We start from the raw sequence: 23,063 nt of genomic DNA on the forward strand, positions 1-23,063 counted from the left end.
GGTTAATTAAGTATTATCCGCGGCGGACAGATTGGCGGCCTCTTTCGCGACATGGTTCACCGGCTTTGCCACCGGTACCGGGGCGTTTGCCAGTTCAGGCGGCAGGGTTTTGATGCTGCTCAGGTCCTGCATGGTTTCCAGCACTGTGCGCATGGCTTCTTTCTTGGTCAGGGTGCTGCCGGCCTCGCGCATGGGGGGCACCATTCCACCCATATCCAGCGGCAGCGGGGATTCCGGGCCGCCCTGAGCCATTGCAGCGGCAGTGGAGCTGTCCGAATCCGCCATCAGCGAGGCGATTAGCGCGGGGCTTGCCTCGATATCGCGGTTGGCACGGCTGGGTGCGCCAACGCGGGCCGGTTCAGGTCGGGTAAAGCCCTCATGGGTTACCGTGCCGTTGCGGTAGGCATCCAGGCTGAAACTGCGGCTGCCTGCCGGGCGGAAGGTAACCGGATGTTCGGATGTTTTATGCATTGCATGGACGGGTGCGTCCGGCTTGTCGGCCGGGGTGGGAATGCTGGCCAGTTTAACCGGGGCTTCCTTGGGCGCCTCGGCCACATCCAGGGATGCATCCGCATTGTTTTCGACACTCGGCAGGGCCGAGCTGGCAACGGGCACGGTGGGCGCGGCCTGCTGGGCGGCATCGGCACTGTCTGCCACGTCAAATACGTTGGGATCCTCTGTCGCCGCCATCACGGTGGTGTCTTTTACATCGCTATCAGTCGCGTCGGAGGCATCGGCCAGCATGGTGGCGCTTTCGTCGGTCGGCTGCTGTTCCTTACCCAGCATGGCCATAACCGGTTTGTCCAGGTCCAGCCCTTCTTCATTTTTGAGCGTGACGGTGGCCACCGCCACGGCCGCCCCGATTGGGCCGCCATAAAGCGTTCCGCCCATTACGCGGGCGGCATCGCTGATCTGGTCGCCGGTAACGGCGCGGTAAATGGAACCGACAATCGGCAATTGCTGCAACGGATTGATGGCATCCACCACATCGCCAAAGCTCAATTCCGAGCTTTTTTCGGCTTTGCTGGAAGAATCTGCCGAGCCATGCTCATTCGCCCGCTCCGAATATTGCCGGTAGCGGTCGCTCATATTGCGGCTATTATAGCTTGGAACCCAGTTATAATCTGACATAACACGTCTCCTGCAACCTAACCAATGCAAGCCGCGTGCCAATTGCTGCCACTCGCCTTAAAAATCTCTTTTGCCAATCAAGCATTTGTTAAGTATCGCTGGGTAGTTTCAGGCCGCTTAAGCCCTGCCCAGATACCTCGAAAACCCTAGCCTTCGGTAATGACCATGAACATGCGCCTGTCTGTCGCTATTCCAGCCATGGTAACCCTGGCCTCCATGATGACGGCTGTACTGGGATCGGTCATCACATACTATGTAAGCCTGGATGACTATCGCCAGGAAGCCATAAAAACACTGGAATTCACCGCCGAACGCAAAACGGAAACCGTACAAGGCTTTTTTGAAAGCGTTGACAAGGATGTCATTTACATGGGCGAATCCCCTCAGATTCGCGCGGCACTGGATGCATTTTTGGTCACTGAGGCGACATCCAGCCTGGCAGAGGCGAGAAAGCGCTATGGCGACGATAACCCCTACCCGATAAAAGATCGCAGCAAACTGGCAGATGCGGGTGATGGCAGCACTTACAGCGCCGCCCATGCAACGCACCATGCAGCCTTGAAGCATATAGCCGAAATCAAGGGATATTATGATCTGTTCCTGATCGATACAAAAGGCAACATCCTCTATTCCATCAACAAAGAGCCGGATTTTGGCGGCAACCTTGCCGAAGGCGAATTAAAGGATACCCCACTTGGCCGGCTCTACAAAAACGCGATGGCGCAAAAAAACGGCGAAAAACCAGTTTACAGTGATTTTGCGCCCTACGCTCCCAGCGGCGGGGAGATTTCCGGCTTTACGGGCATCGCCATTGTCGATGCGGCGGGCAACCCAGTCGGCATGGTGGCCGTTCAGTTTCCGGAGGCTCGCTTTGTGAGCATGGTGGGCGCCAAAAGCAAAAATGACGAGGGTCAGTTCACCGTTTTCGGTTCCGACTATGTGCTCCATGCGGACGAAGCCCATGCTAAAACACCATTTGAAATAACAGGTAAATATAACGACGTTTACGAAATGGCCTCATCATCCGACGAACCTGTCGCGCAATATGATGTGCCTTCCAACACCGGTGACAAACAGGTTGGGCGTGGCATGAAAGCCATCAGGCTCAACGGCACAAACCTGGTGCTGGCATACGAATTGCCTACCTCTGTGCTCATGCATAATGTGAACAAGCAGCGCGATGTGCAGATTGTCATCTCCGGCGCGCTCATTCTGTTGGTCGGCGGCATGGGCTTTTTCTGGTCACGCAGGCTTATTGCCAAGCCGATTGTGAACATGATCGGCTGCATGCGTCGCCTGGAACAGGGGGAAAAGGATTTTGAGGTGCCCAACCTCGACCGTCAGGACGAAATTGGCGACATTGCGCGCGCGCTGGAATCCTTCCGCAATACGGCCATCAATGCCGACAGGATCGCCGATGAGCAGCGCCATGAATCCACCCGCAGGGAAAAACGGCAGCGTCGTGTGGAAGAAGCTATTCAGGACTTCCAGCGCAAGGCGGAGGAGGCCATCGGCACCGTGTCCAGCGCGGCTGAGCAGTTGAGCGGCACAGCGGAGGAAATGGCAGGCAGTGTGGAGGCCACCACCCGCCGCAGCGGTCGCGCCGCCGATCTTTCCGACGAAGCGAACAACAACGTGCAGGCCGTAGCCGCCGCGGCAGAGGAAATGAGCGCCTCGGTGCGTGAGATTGCCTCGCAGGTAACGCAATCCATGCAGGCGGTGGAACAGGCGGTTGCCAGCACCGGCGCCGCCGACAGCGCCGCCAAAACGCTGGCCGAGGCCAGCCAGGCCATTGGCGACATCGTGCAGATGATTCAGGACATCGCCAACCAGATCAACCTGCTGGCGCTGAATGCCACCATCGAATCCGCCCGTGCAGGCGAATATGGCAAGGGCTTTGCCGTAGTGGCATCGGAAGTGAAGAACCTGGCCCAGCAGACCACCAAAGCCACCGAGGATGTCGCCGCTCAGATCGAGCGTATCCAAGGCGTATCGGGCGAGGTGGTGAAGGTTCTGGCCAGCATCAAGGATGCCATCGCGCAGGTGAATCAATATTCCATCGGCATTGCCAGCGCCATTGAGGAGCAGTCCGCCGTCACCAATGAAATCTCCCGCAACATGCAGACCGCTGCCACGGGTGTGAAGGAAATTTCCGACAACATCACCCGCGTGAACGAGGCCAGCAACAAGGCCGATGGTTCCACCAGGCAGGTGCTGGCCGCCGCCAAGACGCTTTCTGGCCAGGCCTCAAGCCTCAGTGAGGAAGTGCAGCATTTTCTGAAGGAGATTATGGAAGGCTGAAGACCTAGCCTGTCCTGTCCGTAACGGCGATATCCGCCTGTGTCTGCGCCGCCATGCCGATGATGCTGGAAGAGGCGATGCAATCCCCCCGATCTATCCGCTCCAGCCAGTCGGGAATGCCAAAGGCGTTGGTGCAATGCACCGAGGCCGCGACGGCTTCTTGAAGCTGATTGTCCAGCCATGTTTCAATCTGCATATCCTGTGCGAGCGCGAGCCGCTGAATCAGCGCATCCATGTCCAGATCGGCATGAAGGAGAGCATGTGGCGCATCGCCGGGCTGCAAATGCACAAAAGCCCCGTGCTCATGTTCCAGAGAAATACCATCACGACCAAGCTGGCGGCACAGGCTCATGAGCAGCAGCAACGCCAGCACGCTGTAGCGTTCATGCTCCTCATAAAGCTTTCCAGGAAGGGTGAGCGCATCCACCCGTGAGCAATCCACACCTATCGTGCCTTCGTCAAAGCCTCCTTGCGGGTCGGGTATCGCGCCTACTTCAAGGCGAAACCGTGCACTGCCATGGGCAGGCTCGCCCATGCCGAAACGCTGCCCGATGCGATGAACGGCTGAATCCACATGCTCCAGAAGGTTTCGCTGGCAGATAGGCGTTACCTGGCGCGCCAGCCCTTCAATGAAATGGGCGCGGATGATGTCGCCTGCCTCATCATGCACGGGGGGCACCGAAATCCCCATAAGCGCCTGCAGGCTGTTGTAAAGGTAACGGTAATAGGGCTGGTTAACCCCTGCATCCGCGCCGGATTGATAGAGAATATCATAGAGATATGCATCGATTTCGCCGCTTCGCACCGCTTCCACCAGCCGCCATATCTCGTCGCTCAGGATGGCATGAACATGCCGTGCGATACCATACAGGGCTGCGGCGCGCTGGGCTTCGTTAAAATAACGCGAGGGCAGGTCCATGGCCGCCTAGCGCAAAGCTTCCAGAAGGTTGGATGTCTGCATCTGCGCGCCGACGGATTTCAGCAGCTCGGCCGTCAGTTCGCGCGCCGTGGTGCTTTGGGTGCAGATATGCAGCGGCTTGTCCGTGTTATTGGTCAGGGTGGCCACGGTAAAGCCTTCGCCGCCAAACACCATGGTGGCCAGGTTGCCCACAACCTCGACCGACAGGTTAACCCCCTCGTCGTAATAGGCGATTTTGCCGCTGCTCACGCGAATTTTTTCACCCGGCTGCAGCACGCGCTCATGCGCCACGCCACCCGCGGCCATCATCACCAGCCCCGGGCCGGTGATTTTCTGCATCAGCAGGCCTTCGCCGCTTATTAAGGTGCGAAACGGCCGGAACTTACGATCAAAGCTCACATCCACGCTGTCTTCGCAGGCGATAAAGGCGCCCGGCTGGCAGAGAATCGTCTCACCCGCTTTTAATTCCCGTGTGATGATTTCGCCGGGAATCGCGGCGGAAATAACCACTTCCTGGCCATCGGCCAGGCTGTCGAACGCCACCAGTGCCAGCCCTTCACCGCCGATCATCCGTTTAAACGCGCCGCCCAGGCCTTTGCCTGCCAGGCTGGCATGCATGTCGATATCATTGTCCATTTCTACCATGCGGCCCGGTTCGGCCAGGATGGTCACTCCTTTGGGAATGGTGAGCTGCGCCAGGGGCAGTGCCTCGCCGCCTACCTGCCATTTAACGCCTTTGGCGGTGACGCCTTCGCGTATTTTACCGAGCTTCTCCGCCTGCGCGGCGGCTTCCAGCATGGTATCGGGCGTCTGGTCGGTCATGCGATGCTCCCTGAATTGAGGAGCACATCATGCCCATAAAAGGTTACGGCCAGATTACAGACCTTACTAAAGCTTGGAGATTTTATTGATATAAAGCATGATGATGGCGCCCAGAATCGGCCAGCCGAGCAGCCCGTAATGATCGCTCCGGCCGTTCAGCAGGTCGCGGTAGCCGGTATAGGTCTTGTCCCAGCACTTCTCAAATGCATCCTTGAAGGACACATCTTTCCAAAGCACGGCGATCATGTCCGGCACGAAATGGAAGAAAAACACTGTGATGCAGGCGCCCAGAAGCATGGGAAACACCACATTGCGAAACGTGCTTTTGAGGGAAACCGGTTCCTTGTCCCTCAAGGTTGAATCTGACATGCTCCCTCCATTGCCTTGCGCAGAATAATGGCTATTCTGGCGTTTATGCTTCCGTTTGTCCATCTCCGAGTCCACACGGCTTATTCCCTGTCCGAAGGCGCCCTCCGCCCGGAGGTGCTGGCCGCGTTCGCCAGGAAACACCGCATGCCCGCCATCGGCGTGGCGGACCGAAACAACCTCTTCGGCGCGCTGGAATGGAGCAAGCTGGCCAAGGATAGCGGCATCCAGCCCATTGTCGGCGCCACGTTGAACGTGCTGATGCCACAGGGCGCCGGCATGGCCATGGCCACGCGCCGCCATGCGCAGCTGCCGCTCTATGCGCAGAATGAGGAGGGCTACCGTCACTTGCTGGCCATCGTGAGCGATTCCTATCTCTCTCCCGCCGCCGACCCCGCCCCCTGCATTGATCTTGGCATGCTGCTGCACCGGGCCGAGGGCATCATCGCCCTCACCGGCGGGGCGGAAGGCCCCGTTGCCCGTCTGCTGCTGGAAGGCCGCGAGCAGGAAGCCGAAGACACGCTGATTGAGCTTCACCGCCTGTTCAAGGACCGGCTCTATGTCGAGATCCAGCGCCACGGCCTGCCGGAGGAGCGCGCCACCGAACCCAAACTGCGAGAGTTCGCGGCCAAACATAACCTCCCCATCGTGGCCACCAACCTCTGTTATTTTGACGAGGAGTCGATGTTTGAGGCGCATGACGCGCTCCTTTGCATCGCCGAAGGCCGCTACCTTGTCGAGGCGGACCGCCGCAAATCCAACCCCAATTACCGCTTAAAGTCGCAAGCCGAAATGGCCGAGCTGTTTGCGGATATGCCCGAAGCCCTGTCTAACAGCGCGCGCATCGCCATGCGCTGCGGCTATGCGTCTCCCAGCCGCGCGCCCATTTTGCCCCGCTTCATGGAATATCAGGAGAAGGCCGAGGGCGCGCCTGAAATCACCGAGGAAGAAGAGTTCCGCCGCGTCTCGCGTGAAGGTCTGGAATGGCGTTTGAACACCTATGTCTTCAAACCCGAGATGAGCGAGGAAGAGAAAAAACGCATCGGCGATGAATACCGCGAGCGTCTGGAATTTGAGCTCAGCACCATCGAGAAAATGCGGTTCCCCGGCTACTTCCTCATCGTGTCTGAGTTCATCCGCTGGGCAAAAGAGCATGAGATTCCCGTGGGGCCGGGGCGCGGCTCCGGCGCGGGCTCACTCGTGGCATGGGCCATGCAGATCACCGACCTTGATCCCATCCGCTACGGCCTGCTGTTCGAGCGCTTCCTGAACCCCGAACGCGTCTCCATGCCCGACTTCGACGTCGACTTCTGTCAGGACCGCCGCGACGAGGTCATCACCCACGTGCAAAGCATGTATGGCCGCGATCGCGTGGCGCAGATCATCACCTTTGGTAAACTCCAGGCCCGCGCCGTGCTGCGCGATGTGGGGCGCGTGCTGCAACTGCCCTACGGCCAGGTGGACAAGATCTGCAAACTCGTGCCCAACAACCCGGCCAACCCCGTCACGCTGCAGGAAGCCATCGACATGGAGCCGCTGCTCCGTTCCGCCATGAGCGAGGACGGCCAGGTGGCGCATATGGTGGCCATCGCGCTCAAGCTGGAAGGGCTTTACCGCCACGCCTCCACCCACGCCGCCGGCGTGGTGATCGGCGACCGCCCGCTGCACGAGCTGGTGCCTATGTACCGGGACCCGCGCTCCGACATGCCGGTGGTGCAATTCTCCATGAAATATGCCGAGATGGCGGGCCTGGTGAAGTTCGACTTCCTCGGTTTGAAAACCCTCACCGTGCTGCAATGGGCCGTGCGCCTGGTGAAGGAGACCGAAGGGCTGGAGCTCGATCTGCTCAAACTGCCCGAGGGCGACAAGGTAACCTATTCCATGCTGGGGCAGGGCGAATCGGTCGGCGTGTTCCAGCTCGAGTCCGCCGGCATGCGCGACACGCTGCGCAAGCTGAAGGCCGACTGTCTGGAAGACATCATCGCGCTTGTCTCGCTCTACCGTCCCGGCCCGATGGACAACATCCCGACCTATGTCAACCGCAAGCACGGCAAGGAAAAGCCGGACTACCTCTACCCCATGCTGGAGCCCTGCCTGAAGGAAACATTCGGCGTCTTCATCTATCAGGAACAGGTGATGGAAGTGGCCCGCGTGATGGGCGGTTACTCCCTCGGCCAGGCCGATTTGCTCCGTCGCGCGATGGGTAAAAAAATCAAGGCGGAGATGGACGCGCAGAAAGACACCTTCGTCAAAGGCGCGCTGGAAAAATCCGTCCCCCGCGAAAAAGCCGAGGAAGTGTTCGACCTCATGGCCAAATTCGCTAGCTACGGTTTCAACAAATCCCACGCCGCCGCCTATGCGCTGATCGCCTACCAGACAGCCTATTTAAAAGCCAATTATCCGGTGCAGTTCTTCACCGCGCTCATGGCGCTCGATGCGGGTAATACCGATAAGCTCCAGGTGTTCCGTCAGGATGCCGCCCGCATGGGCATCACCCTGCTGCCGCCGGACATCAACGCCTCGCGTGGCAATTTCAGCGTGGAGCCTTACAAGGGCGAGGGCAAGAAACCCCACCGCTATGCCATCCGCTATGCGCTTGGCGCCATCAAGAATGTCGGCATGGCCGCCATGGAAAAACTGGTGGAGGAGCGCGAACGCGGCGGGCCGTTCAAGGATATGTATGATTTCCTGAGCCGCCTGGATGACGAAACCCTCAACCGACGCAGCCTGGAATTCCTCATCAAGGCGGGAGCCTTTGACAAGCTTCATCCCAACCGCCGCCAGCTGGTGGAAAGCCTCGACGGCCTGCTCGCCTGGCATAGCCATCAGATGGAGGAAAAAACCAGCCAGCAGCAAAGCCTTTTCGGCGGCAGTTCGGATGTCGCGGTATCCAGCAAACCGGCGCTGCAGAATGTACCCGAATGGGGCAACACCGAAAAACTCGGGCACGAATTCACCGCCATCGGCTTTTATCTCTCCTCCCACCCGCTGGAATCCTACGGCCCCGCATGCCGCCAGATGGGTGTGGTCTTCTCCGGCCGTTTCGGCGAGTTGCTCAATGGCTCTTACCAGAGCGTGCAACTGGCTGGCATTGTGCTGTCGCGCAAAGTAAAGCTTTCCAACAAAGGCAAATTCGCCTTCATCGGCATTACCGACCCCCAGGGCAGTTTCGAGGTCTCTGTTTTCGACGAGGACATCCTCAACAAATACTGGAACGATCTGGAGGAAGGTTCGCGTCTGTGGATCCAGGCCGAAGGCAAGATGGATGAAAACGGCCCACGCCTGATCGCCAAGGCCATTCGCCCGCTGGATGATGTCATTACCGACCAGCAGAAGAACGGCAAATCCGGCCGCATCATGCAATGGCGGATGGATGTCAGCGCCCGTCTGAAGGCGGCGGAGCTGAAAACCATGCTGCCCGAGGCCAAACCCGCCCGCAAAGGCAATCTCACGGTCAAATTCATGCTGAAGGACGGCACCGGTCTTACGCTGCGCCTGCCGGGCCAATATGGCTTCTCCCCGGCTGATATGGAAAACTTACAGGCCTCGGCGGATATTCTTTCGCTGGAGTCCTTATGAAAACACGCCCGCTTCTTTCCTGCATCGCCGTTCTGCTGACCGCCGCCCCGGCCTTTGCCCAGTCCCAGTGGCTCGACAAGGATGCCGCCATCAGCCGCCGTGCCGCCCGCAGCCATTATTATTACCGCATGCAGCAGGTCTGCGAAGGCAGGGAAGGCGCCGCCATCAACGCCAAAGCCTGCGCCAAGGCCAAGGCGGACCTGGATGCCGTCAACCGTGGCGCAATGACCGGCACCTATACCTACACCACACCGCCATCACCCGCCTTCTGCGATGCCCACCCCGATGCCTGGGACTGCTCGCCCAACCAGCCGCCAGCCGTCGTACCCTCGCAACATTGTGACAACAACCCGCGCACGCGCGATTGCCCGCCGGATGAAGTGGTAAAACCGGCAAAGCCCTGGAAAATTCCGGAATAAACTGAAAACAAAAAGGCCGCCCCCCAATGCTAAAAACGGAGGGCGGCCCCTTGTCTTTTGCTCTGTTACGAGCGAGGCGAGTTGGGCCACAACGCGAAGCATGGACTATGGCCCCGCGCCATAATTGGCGCATGATCCCGGCCGTTAGGCCGGGCACTAAAGCTTAGCGGCTGTAATATTCGATAACCAGGTTCGGTTCCATCACCACCGGGTATGGCACTTCGGCCAGTTTCGGGCGGCGGGTATAGGTACCTTTGAACGGACCGTCGAGCGTGATGTATTCCGGCACGCTGCGCTCGGGGTTTTGCTGGGTGGAAATCACCATGGCGATCTCGCGGGATTTGTCTTTCAGCTCCACCACGTCGCCATCTTGAACGCGATAAGACGGGATGTTCACTTTTTTACCATTCACGCGGATATGGCCGTGGTTGACGAACTGGCGGGCGGAGAACACGGTCGGCACCAGGTTCATGCGGTAAACCACCACATCCAGGCGGCTTTCCAGCAACCCGATCAGGTTTTCGATGTTATCGCCCTTCAGGTTCATGGCTTCTTTGTAGATGTTACGGAACTGGCGCTCGCTAATGTTGCCGTAATAATGCTTCATCTTCTGCTTTTCTTTGAGCTGCAGACCGTAGTCGGACGTTTTGCGGCGGCGCAGCGGGCCATGCTGGCCGGGGCCGTAATCACGCTTGTTCACGGGGTCCTTGGCGCGGCCCCAAAGGCTGACGCCATATCGGCGGGATACTTTATATTTCGATTCGACGCGTTTCGTCATGGGTGGCTCCTTGGGTATGTTGATGTTACAACAGGCTTGTGCCTGCCGGTGCCACGTCTGGTTACTGAGAAACCTTGATGAAATATCTGGATTTTCCAGCAGGTGCGGCACGCCAGGCCACACCACGACCACCGTGGGAGGGTTGCTTTTAACGTGGCGCTCCACTATGTCAAGCGCTTAATATAAGGCGAAACAAGGAAAACAGGTGGAACAACAGGCCGAATCACAAGCAGAATGGCTAATCAGCAAGGCACGCGCCAATGGGGCGGATGCGGTGGAGGTTGTCTGGTCTGAAAGCCTGGAATCCGAGGTGAAATGGCGCCTCGGCAAGCTCGAAGGCGTGGAGCGGGCGGAATCCGCCGCTGTCGGCCTCCGTGTATTGGTCGGCAAGCGTCAGGCCAGCAGCTCCACCAACCTGCTGGATAAGGAAAACCTGGAAAAACTGGCCGCCCAGGTCGTGACGATGGCGAAGCTTGCGCCGGAGGACCCCTACGCCCGTCTGGCCAAACCGGGTGAATTCACCAAGGATAACGACCCCACCTCCCTCGAGATCAACGACCCCGAGGAGCTTTCACCCGAGCGCATGCGCGACATGGCTGCCGAGGCCGAGGATGCCGCCCGGGCGATAAAGGGTATCAGTAACTCGGAGGGTGGCGGTTGCAGCCAGAGCCGCAGCCACACGCTTCGCCTCACCAGCGAAGGCTACCGCAGCCGGGTGGCAAGCTCCAGCACCGGCATTTCCGTCTCCGTCCTGGCGGAAGATGAAAACGGCATGCAGCGCGATTACGACTATGCCCTGCGCCGCTGGGCGAGCGACCTTCCTTCACCTTCCGACATTGGCAAATCCGCCGCCGAACGCACCTTAAAGCGCCTGGGCGGCAAAAAAATGCCGACCTGCTCCGTGCCAGTGGTGTTCGACCCGCGCGTGGCACGCAGCCTTCTTTCCTCCTTTGCCAGCGCCATCAACGGCCAGGCGGTCGCCCGCAAATCCAGCTTCCTGCGCGACCGGATGGGCGATGCCATCTTTGCTGATACCATCACCATCATCGACGACCCGCGCATGCTGCGCGGCCTTTCCTCTCGCATGGCGGATGCCGAAGGCCTGCCCACCCAAAAACGCGAGATGGTGAAAAACGGCGTGCTGCAAAGCTGGTTTCTGGACCTCGCCACCGCCGCCCAACTGGACCTCACCTCCACCGCCCATGCCGGGCGAGGGCTTTCATCACCTCCCAGCCCCGGCAGCAGCAACCTCTACATTGCCAACGGCACGCGCAGCCCGAAAGAACTGCTTGCAGCCATCTCCACCGGCTTTTACGTCACCGAAACCTTCGGCATGGGCATCAACACCGTCACCGGGGATTACAGCCAGGGCGCGGCAGGCTTTTGGATCGAGAATGGCGAGCTCACCCACGCCGTGCATGAAATGACCATCGCCGGTCACATGAGCGACATCTTCGCCAAACTCGAAGCCGCCAACGACCTGAAATTCGACTACGCCACCAATAGCCCGACGCTTCTCCTGCCTCCCATGATGGTAGCCGGGGCATGACGGCCGCCTACACCACCATCGCGCTGTTGAAGCGCATCTGGCGGGATTACCTGAAGCCGCAATGGCGCATCATGCTGGTGGCGGGCATTTGCATGCTGCTGGAGGCGGGCTCCACCGCCGCCAATGCTTGGCTGATGCAGCCGGTGCTGGACGATGTCTTCATCAAAAAGAACGAGACTCTGCTCTGGATCATCCCCGGCGCGGTCTTCCTCCTTGCCATTGTGAAAGCCTTCGCCACCTACGGCCAGGCCACGCGCCTGCGCACCGTTGGGCAGCGCCTGATTTCCAACATGCAAAAGCAGCTTTATGCCCATCTGCTCAGGGCGGATGTGGCCATGTTCACACGCGAATCCACCGGCCAGCTTCTCTCCCGCCTGGTCTACGACACCACGCTGTTGCGTGAATCCGCCGCCAGCATCATGACCGTGATGATCAAGGAATTCGTCACGCTCATCTTTCTCCTCGGCGTCATGCTTCACCAGCATGTCACGCTCTCGCTGGTGGCGATGGTGGTCTTTCCGCTTGCCTTCTACCCCATGCGCCGCTTGAGCAAGCGCATGCGCAAGCTCTCCCACAGCATGCAGGGCGGACAGGGCGAACTCACCGCACGTTTCGAGGAAAGCTTCTCGGCCGTGCGCATCATCAAGGCGCATAATCAGGAAGCGGCCGAGGCCGATCGCATCGGCGGCCTGATCGAGACCATGTTTGGCCAATACGTCAAATCCTTCCGCGTCAAGGGCGCCTCCGCTCCGATGATGGAAATGCTCGCCGGTCTGGCGATTGCGGGGGTGATTTTCTATGGCGGCCATCAGGTGCTGGAAGGCCATACCACACCGGGCGCCTTCTTCTCCTTCATCACCGCCCTTATCATGGCTTACAAGCCGCTGAAGAGCTTGACCGGCTTCACCACCCTGCTGCAGGAAGGCCTGGCCGCCGCCGAGCGCGTCTTCCTCATCCTGGATACGCCGCCCTCTATAACCGACAAACCCGCTGCCCGCGAATTGCAGATCAACAAAGGCAACATCGCCTTCGACCGAGTCTGCTTTCATTATGCCGACGGCACCGCCGCGCTGGACAATGTCAGCCTCACCATCCCCGGCGGCAAGACGGTGGCACTGGTCGGCACAAGCGGCGCGGGCAAATCCTCTCTCGCCAACCTGCTCATGCGTTTTTACGACGTCAGCAGCGGCGCCATCACCATCGACAAGCAGGACGTACGCGACGTCACGCTTCAATCGCTCCGCGGCAACATCGCCCTTGTGACGCAGGAAAATCTTTTATTCGACGATACGGTCGCCGCCAACATCGCCTATGGTCTGCCCGATGCCACGCCGGAACAGATCGAGGCCGCCGCCAAAGCCGCCGATGCGCATCACTTCATATCCGCGCTCGCGCAGGGCTATGCCACGCGCATCGGCCCGCACGGCATGACGCTCTCCGGCGGTCAGCGTCAACGTCTTGCCATCGCCCGCGCCATGCTGAAAAACGCCCCCATCCTGGTGCTGGACGAAGCCACCTCCGCGCTGGACCCCGCCACCGAGGCCGCCGTGCAGGACGCGTTGAAAACGCTCATGAAAGGCCGCACCACCCTGGTCATCGCCCACCGGCTTTCGACCATCGCCGATGCCGACGAAATCATGGTGATGAAGGACGGCAAGCTGCTGGAACACGGCACGCATGACATGCTGCTGAAACAGGGCGGCGAATATGCACGCCTCTACAAAAGCCAGGGTGCCGCGCGATGAACACGGCTGCACGCAGCGAGAAGAAATTCAAACATCGCAGCCGCACGCGCATCCTGCTGCAATCCGTTCCTAAATTTCTGCTCAGGCGGAGCACGGTAAAGTGGTTGCTGGAATGGGTCGCCGCGCTCTATGTCCGTTTGGTGTTCATCACCTCCCGCTGGGAATGGATCGGTGATGCCGAATCCATCCGCCTGCTGCAAAAACCGGGTGAATCCGTCATCAGTGCTTTCTGGCACGGGCGGTTGCTGATGATGTTTTGTGCTTGGCGGCGAAACAACGACACCATGCATGTGCTGATTTCCGGTCATCGCGATGGCCTTTTCATTGCCAACGTCACCAACAAGCTGGGCATGAACGTGGTGGAAGGCTCCACCAGCAAAGGTGGCGCAAAGGCTGTGCGCAGCCTCATCGGCCTGCTGGCCGAAGGCGACAGCATGGCCATCACGCCAGACGGCCCCCGCGGCCCTCGCGGCAGCGTGGCCGATGGCGCGATGGTGCTGGCACGCCTGACCGGCAAGCCTGTGCTGCCCTTTGCGTTTGGGACCTCGCGTGGCATCCAGCTGAAGAGCTGGGACCGCTTTTTATTACCTTTTCCCTTTAGCCGCGGCGTTTTCGCCTGCGCGGCCCCGCTTCGTTTCTCGCGTGAGGATGACAATAAGGCCGCCAGCGAAAAACTTCGTCTCGCCTTGAACGAGGCCACCCGCATGGCTGACGAGGCCACCGGCAGGAACTACATCCCATGAGCCTGCCCCTTGCAGCCTATGGCCTGGTATCCACGCTGCTGCACCCGTTCGCGGCGCTCTGGCTTCGCCAGCGCACGGCCCGCGGCAAGGAGGACCGTACTCGTCTGCCCGAGCGCCTCGGCCACGCGCGCGGGCTGGCGCGTCCGGCGGGCGATCTGCTCTGGGCCCATGCCGCCAGCGTGGGTGAATCGCAGGCCGTGCTGCCCCTGTTGAAAGAACTCCGCGCCACCCATCCGGGCCTGCCCATCCTGCTCACCACGGGCACCAAAACCTCCGCCCAGTTCGTCTCCGGCAAACTGCCCGAAGGCGTGCTGCACCGCATGGCCCCGCTGGACACGTTTCCTTCCGTCACCCGTTTCCTCAATCACTGGCAGCCGTCGCGGCTCCTGCTGGTGGAATCCGAACTATGGCCGGTATGGCTATGGGCGCTGGGCAGGCGGCACGTTCCCGTTGCCGTCGTCAATGGCCGCATGTCCGAGAAATCCTACGCCATGTGGGGCAGGCTGCATGCGCTGGCAAAACCGATGATGCGTTACGTCTCCCTGGTACTGGCGCAGGACGGCCCGGATGGCGATCGCTTCCGCGCTCTGGGTGCGGAGGATGTTCACGTCACCGGCAACATCAAGTGGGACACGCCGCCCTTGCCCGCCAGCGAAAGCGAGCTGGAGCGCCTCCGCGCCGCGATCGGCAGGCGCTCGGTCTGGGTGGCCGCCAGCACCCATGCCGGGGAAGAGTCCCAGCTGGCCGAGGCCCACGCGCTCATCCGTCAGCATGTTAAAAACGCCCTGCTGATCCTCGCCCCCCGTCATCCCCATCGCGGTAATCAGCTGGTTGCCGATCTACGCGAGGCAGGCTTCAACCTCGCCCAGCGCAGCCAGAGCGAGCCCATCACTGCCAAAACGGAAATCTATCTGGCCGACACCATGGGCGAACTCGGCCTGTGGTACCGCCTGGCGCAGCTCGCGTTTGTCGGCGGCTCTCTCGTGGTGCATGGCGGGCAGAACCCGCTGGAACCCGCCCGCCTCGGCTGCCCCGTCATCGCCGGGTGGGACATGCATAATTTCGCCTCCATCACCCTGGCGCTGGAACAAAGCGGTGCGCTGGAACGCACGCCAACGCCCGCCGCCGTGGCCGAATCCGTGCTTCACCACTTCCAGAACAAAACCTATCTAGTCGCCCGCCGCAAGGCCGCGCTGGAAAGCGCCGGCAGCCAGTCCGGCGCCATTGCGCGCACCATGCGCCACGTGCAGCAATGGCTTGCCAGCCCGGTCGCGCTTCCGTAGGTTGCGCCTTATGCCTTTGCACACACCCCGTTTCTGGCAGACCAATAACTGGCTGGCGCAGCTCATGCAGCCGCTGGCCGCGCTGTATATCGGCATCGGCAAATTGCGCATGGCTCTCTCGCACCGCCGCATCGGCGCCGTTCCGGTGATCTGCATCGGCAATGTGGTGGCGGGCGGCGCGGGTAAAACCCCTACCACCCAGGCCATCCTTCGCCTGTTGCAGGACTGGGGCGTCTCCCCCTTCGTCGTGGCGCGCGGCTATGGCGGGCGCTTGAAGGGCCCCGTACGGGTGGATATCGCCGCCCACGGCCCCGCCGATGTCGGCGATGAACCGCTTATGCATGCGGGCGTGGCCCCCACCATCGTCAGCCGCAACCGCTACCAGGGGGTGAAAGCCGCCGCCAAAGCGGGCGCGCGGGTGGTGCTGATGGATGATGGGCTGCAAAACAGCACGCTTTCTCCTAATTTCAGCTTTCTGGTGCTGGACGGCGTCTATGGCCTCGGCAACGGCTACGTCATGCCCGCAGGCCCCCTGCGTGAACCCCTGAAAAAGGCCGTGCAACGGGTGGATGCCGCCATCCTGATCGGCGAGGACAAACACGGGCTGGCCGCGAAAGTCCCTTCCTACATCCCCGTCCTGCGCGCCCATATCGAGCCGGACGCCAACGCCGCGCGTCTGCTCACCGGCTGCAAGGTCATCGCCTTCTGCGGCCTTGCCCGCCCGGAAAAATTCTTCGACACCATGCGCACCATCGGGGCCGATGTGATCGAGACCATCGCCTTCCCCGACCATCACCTCTACCAGTCCGAGGATATTCAGGAGCTGATCGACCACGCCCGTAGCGTCCCGGCCTACCTGGTCACCACGCAAAAGGACTGGGTGAACATACCCACCCGCTTCCACGGCCATATCCAGACGCTTCCCATTCGCCTGAAATTCGAGGATGAAGCCGCCGTGCAGAAACTGATTCTTCCCTTGCTTGTCCAGCCGCAGAAAAAGCCGAGATAGCCAATCGGCCCATTCCATGCGATAGAAGGGGACGGGATACCGAACAGATGAAACCACGCAAACACGCCCCCAAAAAACATGTCCTTGAAGCAGGGCTTTTGCGCCTGATGCTGAACGGCTTTCGCCTGCTTCCGCTGGATGCCGCCTCCTGGCTGATGGGTTTTCTGGCGCGCCTGCTGGGGCCGATGACCGGCGCGCAGAAAAACGGGAACCGCAACCTGAAAACGGTCATGCCCGAGCTCAGCGGGGCAGAGCGCCGCCGCATCCTGTCCCAAGTATGGGATAACCTGGGCCGCGTGAGCGCGGAAATGCCTTTTCTCGGTAGTCATGTTCTGGCAAAACGCATCACGGTCAGAAACCCCGAGGTGCTGCATCATGTCCGTGAAAGCGGCAAGCCCGCCATCTTCGTGGCCGGGCATTACGGCAACTGGGAAGTCGCCACCTGGGTGGCCAACCTGCATGGCATCGCGCTCAACCTCATTTACCGCGCGGCCAACAACAAGGCCGCCGATGACCTCATCCAGTCCTGCCGCGCCAACATGAAAGTCACCCCCATGCCGGGCACGCCCGAAGGCGCGGCCAACAAATACTTCAAAAAGGGCCGTCGCGCTCTGCTCGGCATCGTGCAGGCGCTGGAGGCCGGACAGTCTGTCGGCATGCTGATCGATCAGAAATTTAACGACGGCCTGGAGCTCCCCTTCATGGGGCACCCCGCCATGACGGCCACCACCGCCGTGGAGCTGGCCATGCGTTACAACGTGCCGGTAGTGCCCTTCCGCGCTGTACGGCATAAGGGCGTACATTTCACCACCGAACTCCACGATCCGATCTTCTTCCCCGAAGGCACCTCACCCGCCGATGCGATGGGGCAATTGCATTCCATCATGGAAGGCTGGATACGCGAACATCCCGGCCAGTGGCTTTGGCTGCACAAGCGCTGGAAAACCGCTTAAGCGGGCTTATAGACCCGATACACCCCCTCGCACCATGCCTGTGCCAGATCAACAATGTGACTGGCCCGTTCACGGGCGGCGTTTGTTTGCGTATCCATGGCTTCCGCATAGCGTTCGATATTGGTGAACAGCATCAGTTCCGGCGGAACGCCCATCACAAACTCTCCGGCCCGGCTGCCGGGAATGGAGGCCGCCCCGTCCCGCTGCAGCGCCGTCAGAAGCAGCTGCTGAAAACGCGACGCCTCATCCATGCAGGTGCCGGCGGCGTCCTGCAGCATCGCATCGGCCATCACATCGGCAGAAAGGGAAAGCGCGCCGGCAAGCTCGGCATCCTGAGAATTGCCCGTCAAGTCAAACCATCTGGCCGTGGCGCGCGCCACCATCACCCAGCCCGTCAATTCGCCCCGCGCCATGAACGCATTCCATCCGGGTGCAAGCTGCAACGCTTCCTCATGAAGGTCTGGATGAGCCGCCGCGAAATCCACGTCATTCAGTATGCTCTGCATTGCGCCATCATAGTCGATGGCCATTTCCACCTGCTGATTGCGGAATGAGCCCGCGCCAGGCTCCACGCCTGTCATGATATTGTCCAGATCCGGCATCATGGATGCATCGCGAACGAACTGGTGGTCCGCGCTCAAGAACCAGTCGCTGCGCAATTGCGTGCCAAGCCGCGCCACCTTGAAGTCATAATCATGGTTGAACGGCATGCTGTTGAAATCATACCCGCGCAGCATGGCCTCCTGCACCAGGGCAACGACCTGCCGTGCGCTCATGTCCGAAGCCATAGGGGCAAGGCGAGGGTTTCGTTCGGCCTGTTGCGCCAAAATCACCGTGCTGTCATGTATCAAATCATCCGTGAAACCTTCCAGCGCCCCTGCGCCGAGCTTAGCGGTGATGATAAACACCGTCAGCAGCAGCGTAAGATAAAACGTCGGCATTCCATAAACACGCAACACCCACAGGGATTCGACAAACCCCTTCCACAAGTCGTTCAGGCGTTCGTATAAAGCCGTATCTTCAGTTACAATCGGCCCCTGCGCCCCATCATCCTGCTCAAGCGGTAAGGGCTGCGTCGCCATGCCTAGCCCCCCACAACCGGTAACGAAGGTTCAGCGGGTGGAGGGTTGTCCCTGAGGTAGTTCAACAGCATCTCAACATTATAGGCGCCCGCAAGATCAGGTAATAATGTATCCATGGCGGCAATATCTTCCGATACCATACGCCGCAAGGCGAGGGTCGCCAGCACATGGCAGGGCATGTGCTCCCGCAGGTGCTCGATATGCGCTTCCCTGCTGACATGGAGCGTATCGGGGGCATCCATGTATTTTTTGACCAGATCACGTGCGCTCCAGCCAAGGTCGCTCCGATGTTCATCCCATTGCTCCTGGCTAGGCAAGCCGTGGCAGAATATTCCGTGAGTGCGGTTGGCGATGAACAGCTGCTCGGGCGTAACCCCGAAAGGCGCATCCTTCAACGCCGGTAATTCTTCTTCCCAGAAGACGGCCCGAACGCCATGAAGCCGCTCGAACGCTTCTTGAGAGGCGGCATCCAGCTGGGAAACAAACGCATGGCTCACATAAGGCATGCCGGTGGGCAACCCTTCCGTCCATTCCTGCGCTTCACGCGTGACCATGATTTCGGGGATGTTTCGCACCAGGTCAATATCATCATGCAGCTGCTGGCTGACACGCTTATAAACCGCCTCACAATAAGGATGAAGCCGCTCGAATAATTGAATCGCCTCAGGGGCTTCGGCATATTGAGGGCCGTAGCCGTTAACGGCATAACCCGGTTGCCCGTCCTGCATGATGATCGGGTACACCACGCGCGCATGCGTCAGCTGCCGCAATTCCGTTTCATCGAAATGCTGCTGAATGACATCCGCAGGCAAGGCAAGCGCTGTGCCGCCGGTAATCTGCCATCCAACAATATCGGCCAGTTTCGCGGCAGGCGTTTCGGCTTCACGAATCAGCCGGTCGGCGGCAGTCTTGCCAAGGGTGGTGCCTAATTCCGCATGAATATCCTGCCAGCCATCAGGGCCGCCGCCAAATCCTTCAATTTTTTCGCGCGGCAAATCGCGCCCGCTATTATTGGCAAGGTGCTGATAATAGCTGCTGTTGCGTCCGGCAAAAATAGCATCTATGAGCGGTGCCGTTTCCGGGTTTTTTTGTACGAAGCGTGCTTCCACTTGATCAAAGCCGCTATCCCACAGTGTTTCCAGTTTCCATTCCGGTCTTTCCGCCAAAGCGAGTTGGGCGGCTTGGTCGCGCTCATCCAGCCGCTGCACCAGTTCCGCCCCTAACGGCGATGTGCCGTCCAGTACAATGCCGAATACATCCGCATAAGTGAGAACCGGTGTGTGCCCCTCCGTCCGCTGCATGAAGAATTCTTCAGGTTTGGTAAGCGTGCCGGGATGTGTTTTGAGAAAGTCAAAAAATGCCAGGATATTATCTGGCATATCATGTTCATCGCCCAGCCAGTGGCTTATGTTGATGGAAACATTCGCATGATGCGGAATGGGCCTTACATCCTGCATACCATCGTCATGGGATGTAACGGATGGAATGAGGCTCATATAAGGAGTGAGCTTAGCGGTAAAACCTGCCCAGTCTTTTTCAATGCTTTCAGCAGTAGTAAATTCAGGCGTGTGAGACATCAATAAAAGTTGTCGTCCCAGCCCTCTATCTGCACGTAACCAGAGACCCAAAACATCAATATCCTTCCGGATTCCGCGATGGGTATCACGAAATTCATCAGCATGTTGTTGCTGATAGCGTTCCAGTAAATCCAACAAGGTCGATTTATCGGGCTCACTCATCTCTTTAAGCCAGATAATGGCAAATGATCCAATTTGACCGGGTGCATTGGAATAGGCATCCGATGCATGAATATAATGCGGGCTAACCGCTTGCGGATGCCGACTGAAGATTTCAATAATCTGCTGGTCAATATTATCCATCATAATCACCCTGTTTATCTTTATATCGTTGTCGATACAATTAAGCGGGCCATATGACAGAAATGTTACAGCTCGGAAGCGATTGAACTGGGCCGATTCTATTCCAACCCAAGGCTTTGCCACATCGCATCCACCCGGCTCACCACATCCTCGCTCATGGCCAGCTTGGCGCCCCACTCGCGTTTGGTCTCGGGGTAGAGCTTATTGGTAGCATCCAGCCCCAGTTTGGAGCCGAGGCTCGGCTCGGGTGAGGCGAAATCCAGGTAATCGATCGGCGTATGCTCCATCACCATCATGTCCCGCGCCGGGTCCACGCGGGTGGAGATCGCCCACATCACGTCCTTCCAGTCGCGTACATTGATGTCGTCATCCACCACGATGACGAATTTCGTATACATGAACTGCCGCAAAAACCCCCACACGCCCATCATCACCCGCCGCGCATGGCCGGGATAGGCCTTCTTCATGCTCACCACCGCAATCCGGTAGCTGCATCCTTCCGGCGGCAGCCAGAAATCCACAATCTCCGGAAACTGCTGGGTAATGAGCGGCACGAACAATTCATTTAGCGCCTCACCCAGCACGCTCGGTTCATCCGGCGGGCGGCCCGTGAAGGTCGTCAGGTAAATCGGCTTTTCGCGCATGGTAATCGCCGTCACCGTGAAGGTCGGGAATAGCTCCACCTGGTTGTAATAGCCGGTATGGTCGCCATAAGGCCCTTCCTCGCGGTAATCGTCCAGGCTCACATAGCCTTCCAGGATGATCTCCGCCGTTGCGGGCACTTCCAGTGGCACCGTTTTACAAGGCACCAGCTCTACCTTTTTGCCGCGCAAAAGCCCGGCAAACTGATATTCGCTCAGCGTATCCGGCACCGGCGTAACAGCCGCCAGAATCGTCCCGGGGTCTGCTCCCAGCACCACGGCGGCGGGGAAGGGCTCGCGCTTCTGCTCACCCCAGCGCGCATGGTGCTGCGCCCCGCCGCGATGCTTCAGCCAGCGCATCAGCGTGGTTTTCTTATCCACCAGCTGCATGCGGTAAATGCCGAGGTTATAGCCATCCGTGCTGCCCTTGCCCGGCCCCTTGGTCACCACCAGCGGCCAGGTGATGAGCGGCGCGGGCTCACCCGGCCAGCAGCCTTGGATGGGCAGTTTGTTGAGGTCGATATCATCGCCCGTCAGCACCACTTCCTGACAGGCGGCCTTCTTCACCACTTTAGGCTTCATCGCCAGAATGCTCTTGGCCAGCGGCAGCATCTCCATGGCTTCGCGCCATCCGCCGGGCGGTTCCGGCTGGCGAAGAAAGGCGAGCGTTTCTCCTAAAGCGCGCAACTCATGCGGCTCGCGCCCCATGCCCATCGCCACCCGCCGCACGGTGCCGAACAGATTCGTCAGCACCGGCATGGAAGCGGGCTGGCCGAAATGGGTGGCATGCTCAAACAGCACGGCAGGCCCGCCGCTTTCCAGCAACCGCTTATGGATTTCCGTCATTTCAAGCTGGGTATCCACCGGCGTGGAAACACGCTTCAGCTCACCTTCTTTTTCAAGAAGCTCCATGAAATCGCGCAGGGATTCGTAGGCATGGCTTTTACTCATGCCATCCTTAAAGCCTAAGCCGCCGCCGCTGGCAAGGCTCGCGTTTCTTCTTCCGTTTTTGGCAGCAGCGCCAGCTGAACATCCGCCGCCACAGGCTTCACTTTCTGATAAGCCGCCAGCAGCAGTTTATCGGGGCTCTCCGGCTGGGCGGGTTTCCTGCCCGTCTCCTGGCCGCGAAACACATAGCCCTTATCGGTCATATGGCCGTTCTCGCGTACGAACAGGCGTATGTCCGCATTACCGGGGTTTGGCTCCTTGGCAAACCAGTCGTCATCCTTGTCGCGATCAAGCGCCATGGCCAGCGCGCGGGCCGTCACCCCATGCGTGACGATAACAAAATCCATCTGCCCGTTATGTTCCTGGTCGCGTATGAGCGTGCCCAGGAAATGTTTGGCGCGTTCATAGACCTTGAAAGGGCTCTCACCGCCCACAATCTCAAACGGCGCATAGAATTTCGCGCCATTCGCGTAATAATTTCCGATACGCTCATACGCATCGGGGTAACGCGCTTGCTGCTCAAGGTCGCTGAGCCCTTCAAACAGCCCGAAGGCCTGCTCCTTCAGCAATGGATGCTGCTGAATGCTTTCCAGAATGCCGCCCGCATCGCGCATGCCCATGAGTTTGGCCACTTCGGCGGCGGTTTGCTCGGTGCGCAAAAAGGGGCTCACATACATGCGCACATGGCGTGGCTCGCCCGCCTGCTTGTAATACTGCGCCAGCCAGTCACCTGCGGCCAGCGCCTGCTGATGGCCGAGTTTGCTGAGCGGCACTTTGGGGTCGGAATGCCGTGTATACATGCCCAAGTCGAGATTTCCCTCCGACTCCGCATGGCGAATAATGAAAATACGCGTGCCGCTTTTAAACCCTGTCATGCGTTCCTGCCTGCCATGAACGGTCTTGATGCCGTTATCG

Annotated in this window: 18 protein-coding genes; 9 read left to right on the forward strand and 9 right to left on the reverse strand. The window is 59.5% G+C overall.

Annotated features, from left to right (window positions below; translation table 11 throughout):
- Positions 1–6: 6 nt before the first annotated feature.
- Positions 7–1,131, reverse strand: a complete 1,125-nt coding sequence (locus GC177_08105) for a hypothetical protein (protein MBI1275919.1) — start codon at positions 1,129–1,131, stop codon at positions 7–9.
- A gap of 159 nt (positions 1,132–1,290) precedes the next feature.
- On the opposite strand from GC177_08105, the gene GC177_08110 reads away from it, so the two are divergent.
- Positions 1,291–3,432 (forward strand): HAMP domain-containing protein, encoded by a 2,142-nt coding sequence (locus GC177_08110; protein ID MBI1275920.1) that lies wholly within the window; start codon positions 1,291–1,293, stop codon positions 3,430–3,432.
- 4 nt (positions 3,433–3,436) lie between these two features.
- Here the strand turns inward: GC177_08110 and GC177_08115 are convergent, their stop codons facing one another.
- The 3 genes from GC177_08115 to GC177_08125 form a co-directional block, all read right to left on the reverse strand.
- Positions 3,437–4,351, reverse strand: coding sequence for a hypothetical protein (locus GC177_08115; GenBank protein ID MBI1275921.1), 915 nt, complete (start codon positions 4,349–4,351; stop codon positions 3,437–3,439).
- A gap of 6 nt (positions 4,352–4,357) precedes the next feature.
- The gene (locus tag GC177_08120; GenBank protein MBI1275922.1) at positions 4,358–5,173 is read right to left on the reverse strand and encodes a hypothetical protein; all 816 of its coding nucleotides are present in this window, start codon (positions 5,171–5,173) and stop codon (positions 4,358–4,360) included.
- Positions 5,174–5,239: 66 nt separating this feature from the next.
- Positions 5,240–5,542, reverse strand: coding sequence for a hypothetical protein (locus GC177_08125; protein MBI1275923.1), 303 nt, complete (start codon positions 5,540–5,542; stop codon positions 5,240–5,242).
- Positions 5,543–5,578: 36 nt separating this feature from the next.
- Between GC177_08125 and dnaE the strand changes: the two genes are divergently transcribed.
- On the forward strand, positions 5,579–9,118 hold the full coding sequence (gene dnaE / locus GC177_08130; GenBank protein ID MBI1275924.1) for a DNA polymerase III subunit alpha: 3,540 nt from the start codon (positions 5,579–5,581) through the stop codon (positions 9,116–9,118).
- Positions 9,115–9,537, forward strand: a complete 423-nt coding sequence (locus GC177_08135; GenBank protein ID MBI1275925.1) for a hypothetical protein — start codon at positions 9,115–9,117, stop codon at positions 9,535–9,537. The genes dnaE and GC177_08135 overlap by 4 nt, the downstream gene beginning before the upstream one ends.
- A gap of 163 nt (positions 9,538–9,700) precedes the next feature.
- Here GC177_08135 and rpsD read toward each other — a convergent pair whose 3' ends face one another.
- Positions 9,701–10,315 (reverse strand): 30S ribosomal protein S4, encoded by a 615-nt coding sequence (gene rpsD, locus GC177_08140; protein ID MBI1275926.1) that lies wholly within the window; start codon positions 10,313–10,315, stop codon positions 9,701–9,703.
- A gap of 205 nt (positions 10,316–10,520) precedes the next feature.
- Here rpsD and GC177_08145 point away from each other — a divergent pair, with 205 nt between their 5' ends.
- The 6 genes from GC177_08145 to GC177_08170 are packed head-to-tail and all read left to right on the forward strand — an operon-like array spanning position 10,521 to position 17,597.
- Positions 10,521–11,864: a TldD/PmbA family protein gene (locus GC177_08145; GenBank protein MBI1275927.1), complete on the forward strand. Its 1,344-nt coding sequence runs from the start codon at positions 10,521–10,523 to the stop codon at positions 11,862–11,864.
- Positions 11,861–13,609, forward strand: a complete 1,749-nt coding sequence (locus GC177_08150) for an ATP-binding cassette domain-containing protein (GenBank protein ID MBI1275928.1) — start codon at positions 11,861–11,863, stop codon at positions 13,607–13,609. The genes GC177_08145 and GC177_08150 overlap by 4 nt, the downstream gene beginning before the upstream one ends.
- Complete coding sequence (locus tag GC177_08155) at positions 13,606–14,352, forward strand: DUF374 domain-containing protein (GenBank protein ID MBI1275929.1); 747 nt, start codon at positions 13,606–13,608, stop codon at positions 14,350–14,352. The genes GC177_08150 and GC177_08155 overlap by 4 nt, the downstream gene beginning before the upstream one ends.
- Positions 14,349–15,635: a 3-deoxy-D-manno-octulosonic acid transferase gene (locus GC177_08160; GenBank protein MBI1275930.1), complete on the forward strand. Its 1,287-nt coding sequence runs from the start codon at positions 14,349–14,351 to the stop codon at positions 15,633–15,635. Before GC177_08155 ends, GC177_08160 begins: the two co-directional genes overlap by 4 nt.
- A gap of 10 nt (positions 15,636–15,645) precedes the next feature.
- Entirely contained in the window at positions 15,646–16,644 is a 999-nt protein-coding gene (gene lpxK, locus GC177_08165) for a tetraacyldisaccharide 4'-kinase (protein MBI1275931.1), read from the forward strand.
- 47 nt (positions 16,645–16,691) lie between these two features.
- Complete coding sequence (locus GC177_08170; protein MBI1275932.1) at positions 16,692–17,597, forward strand: lauroyl acyltransferase; 906 nt, start codon at positions 16,692–16,694, stop codon at positions 17,595–17,597.
- Here GC177_08170 and GC177_08175 read toward each other — a convergent pair.
- The 4 genes from GC177_08175 to GC177_08190 are packed head-to-tail and all read right to left on the reverse strand — an operon-like array spanning position 17,594 to position 23,023.
- Positions 17,594–18,679: a hypothetical protein gene (locus GC177_08175; GenBank protein MBI1275933.1), complete on the reverse strand. Its 1,086-nt coding sequence runs from the start codon at positions 18,677–18,679 to the stop codon at positions 17,594–17,596. The two genes, GC177_08170 and GC177_08175, sit on opposite strands and share 4 nt — an antisense overlap.
- Before the next feature lie 2 nt (positions 18,680–18,681).
- The gene (locus tag GC177_08180) at positions 18,682–20,682 is read right to left on the reverse strand and encodes a hypothetical protein (protein MBI1275934.1); all 2,001 of its coding nucleotides are present in this window, start codon (positions 20,680–20,682) and stop codon (positions 18,682–18,684) included.
- Positions 20,658–22,151 carry a UbiD family decarboxylase gene (locus GC177_08185; protein MBI1275935.1) on the reverse strand — a complete coding sequence of 498 codons (1,494 nt, stop codon included), beginning with the start codon at positions 22,149–22,151 and terminating at the stop codon, positions 20,658–20,660. The genes GC177_08180 and GC177_08185 overlap by 25 nt, the downstream gene beginning before the upstream one ends.
- Positions 22,152–22,165: 14 nt before the next feature.
- A complete protein-coding gene (locus GC177_08190) occupies positions 22,166–23,023 on the reverse strand; it encodes a hypothetical protein (GenBank protein MBI1275936.1) in 858 nt (285 codons plus the stop codon).
- Between the last annotated feature and the right edge of the window lie 40 nt (positions 23,024–23,063).

This window comes from bacterium (genome assembly GCA_016124905.1).
Taxonomy (GTDB): domain Bacteria; phylum Pseudomonadota; class Alphaproteobacteria; order Rickettsiales; family RI-342; genus RI-342.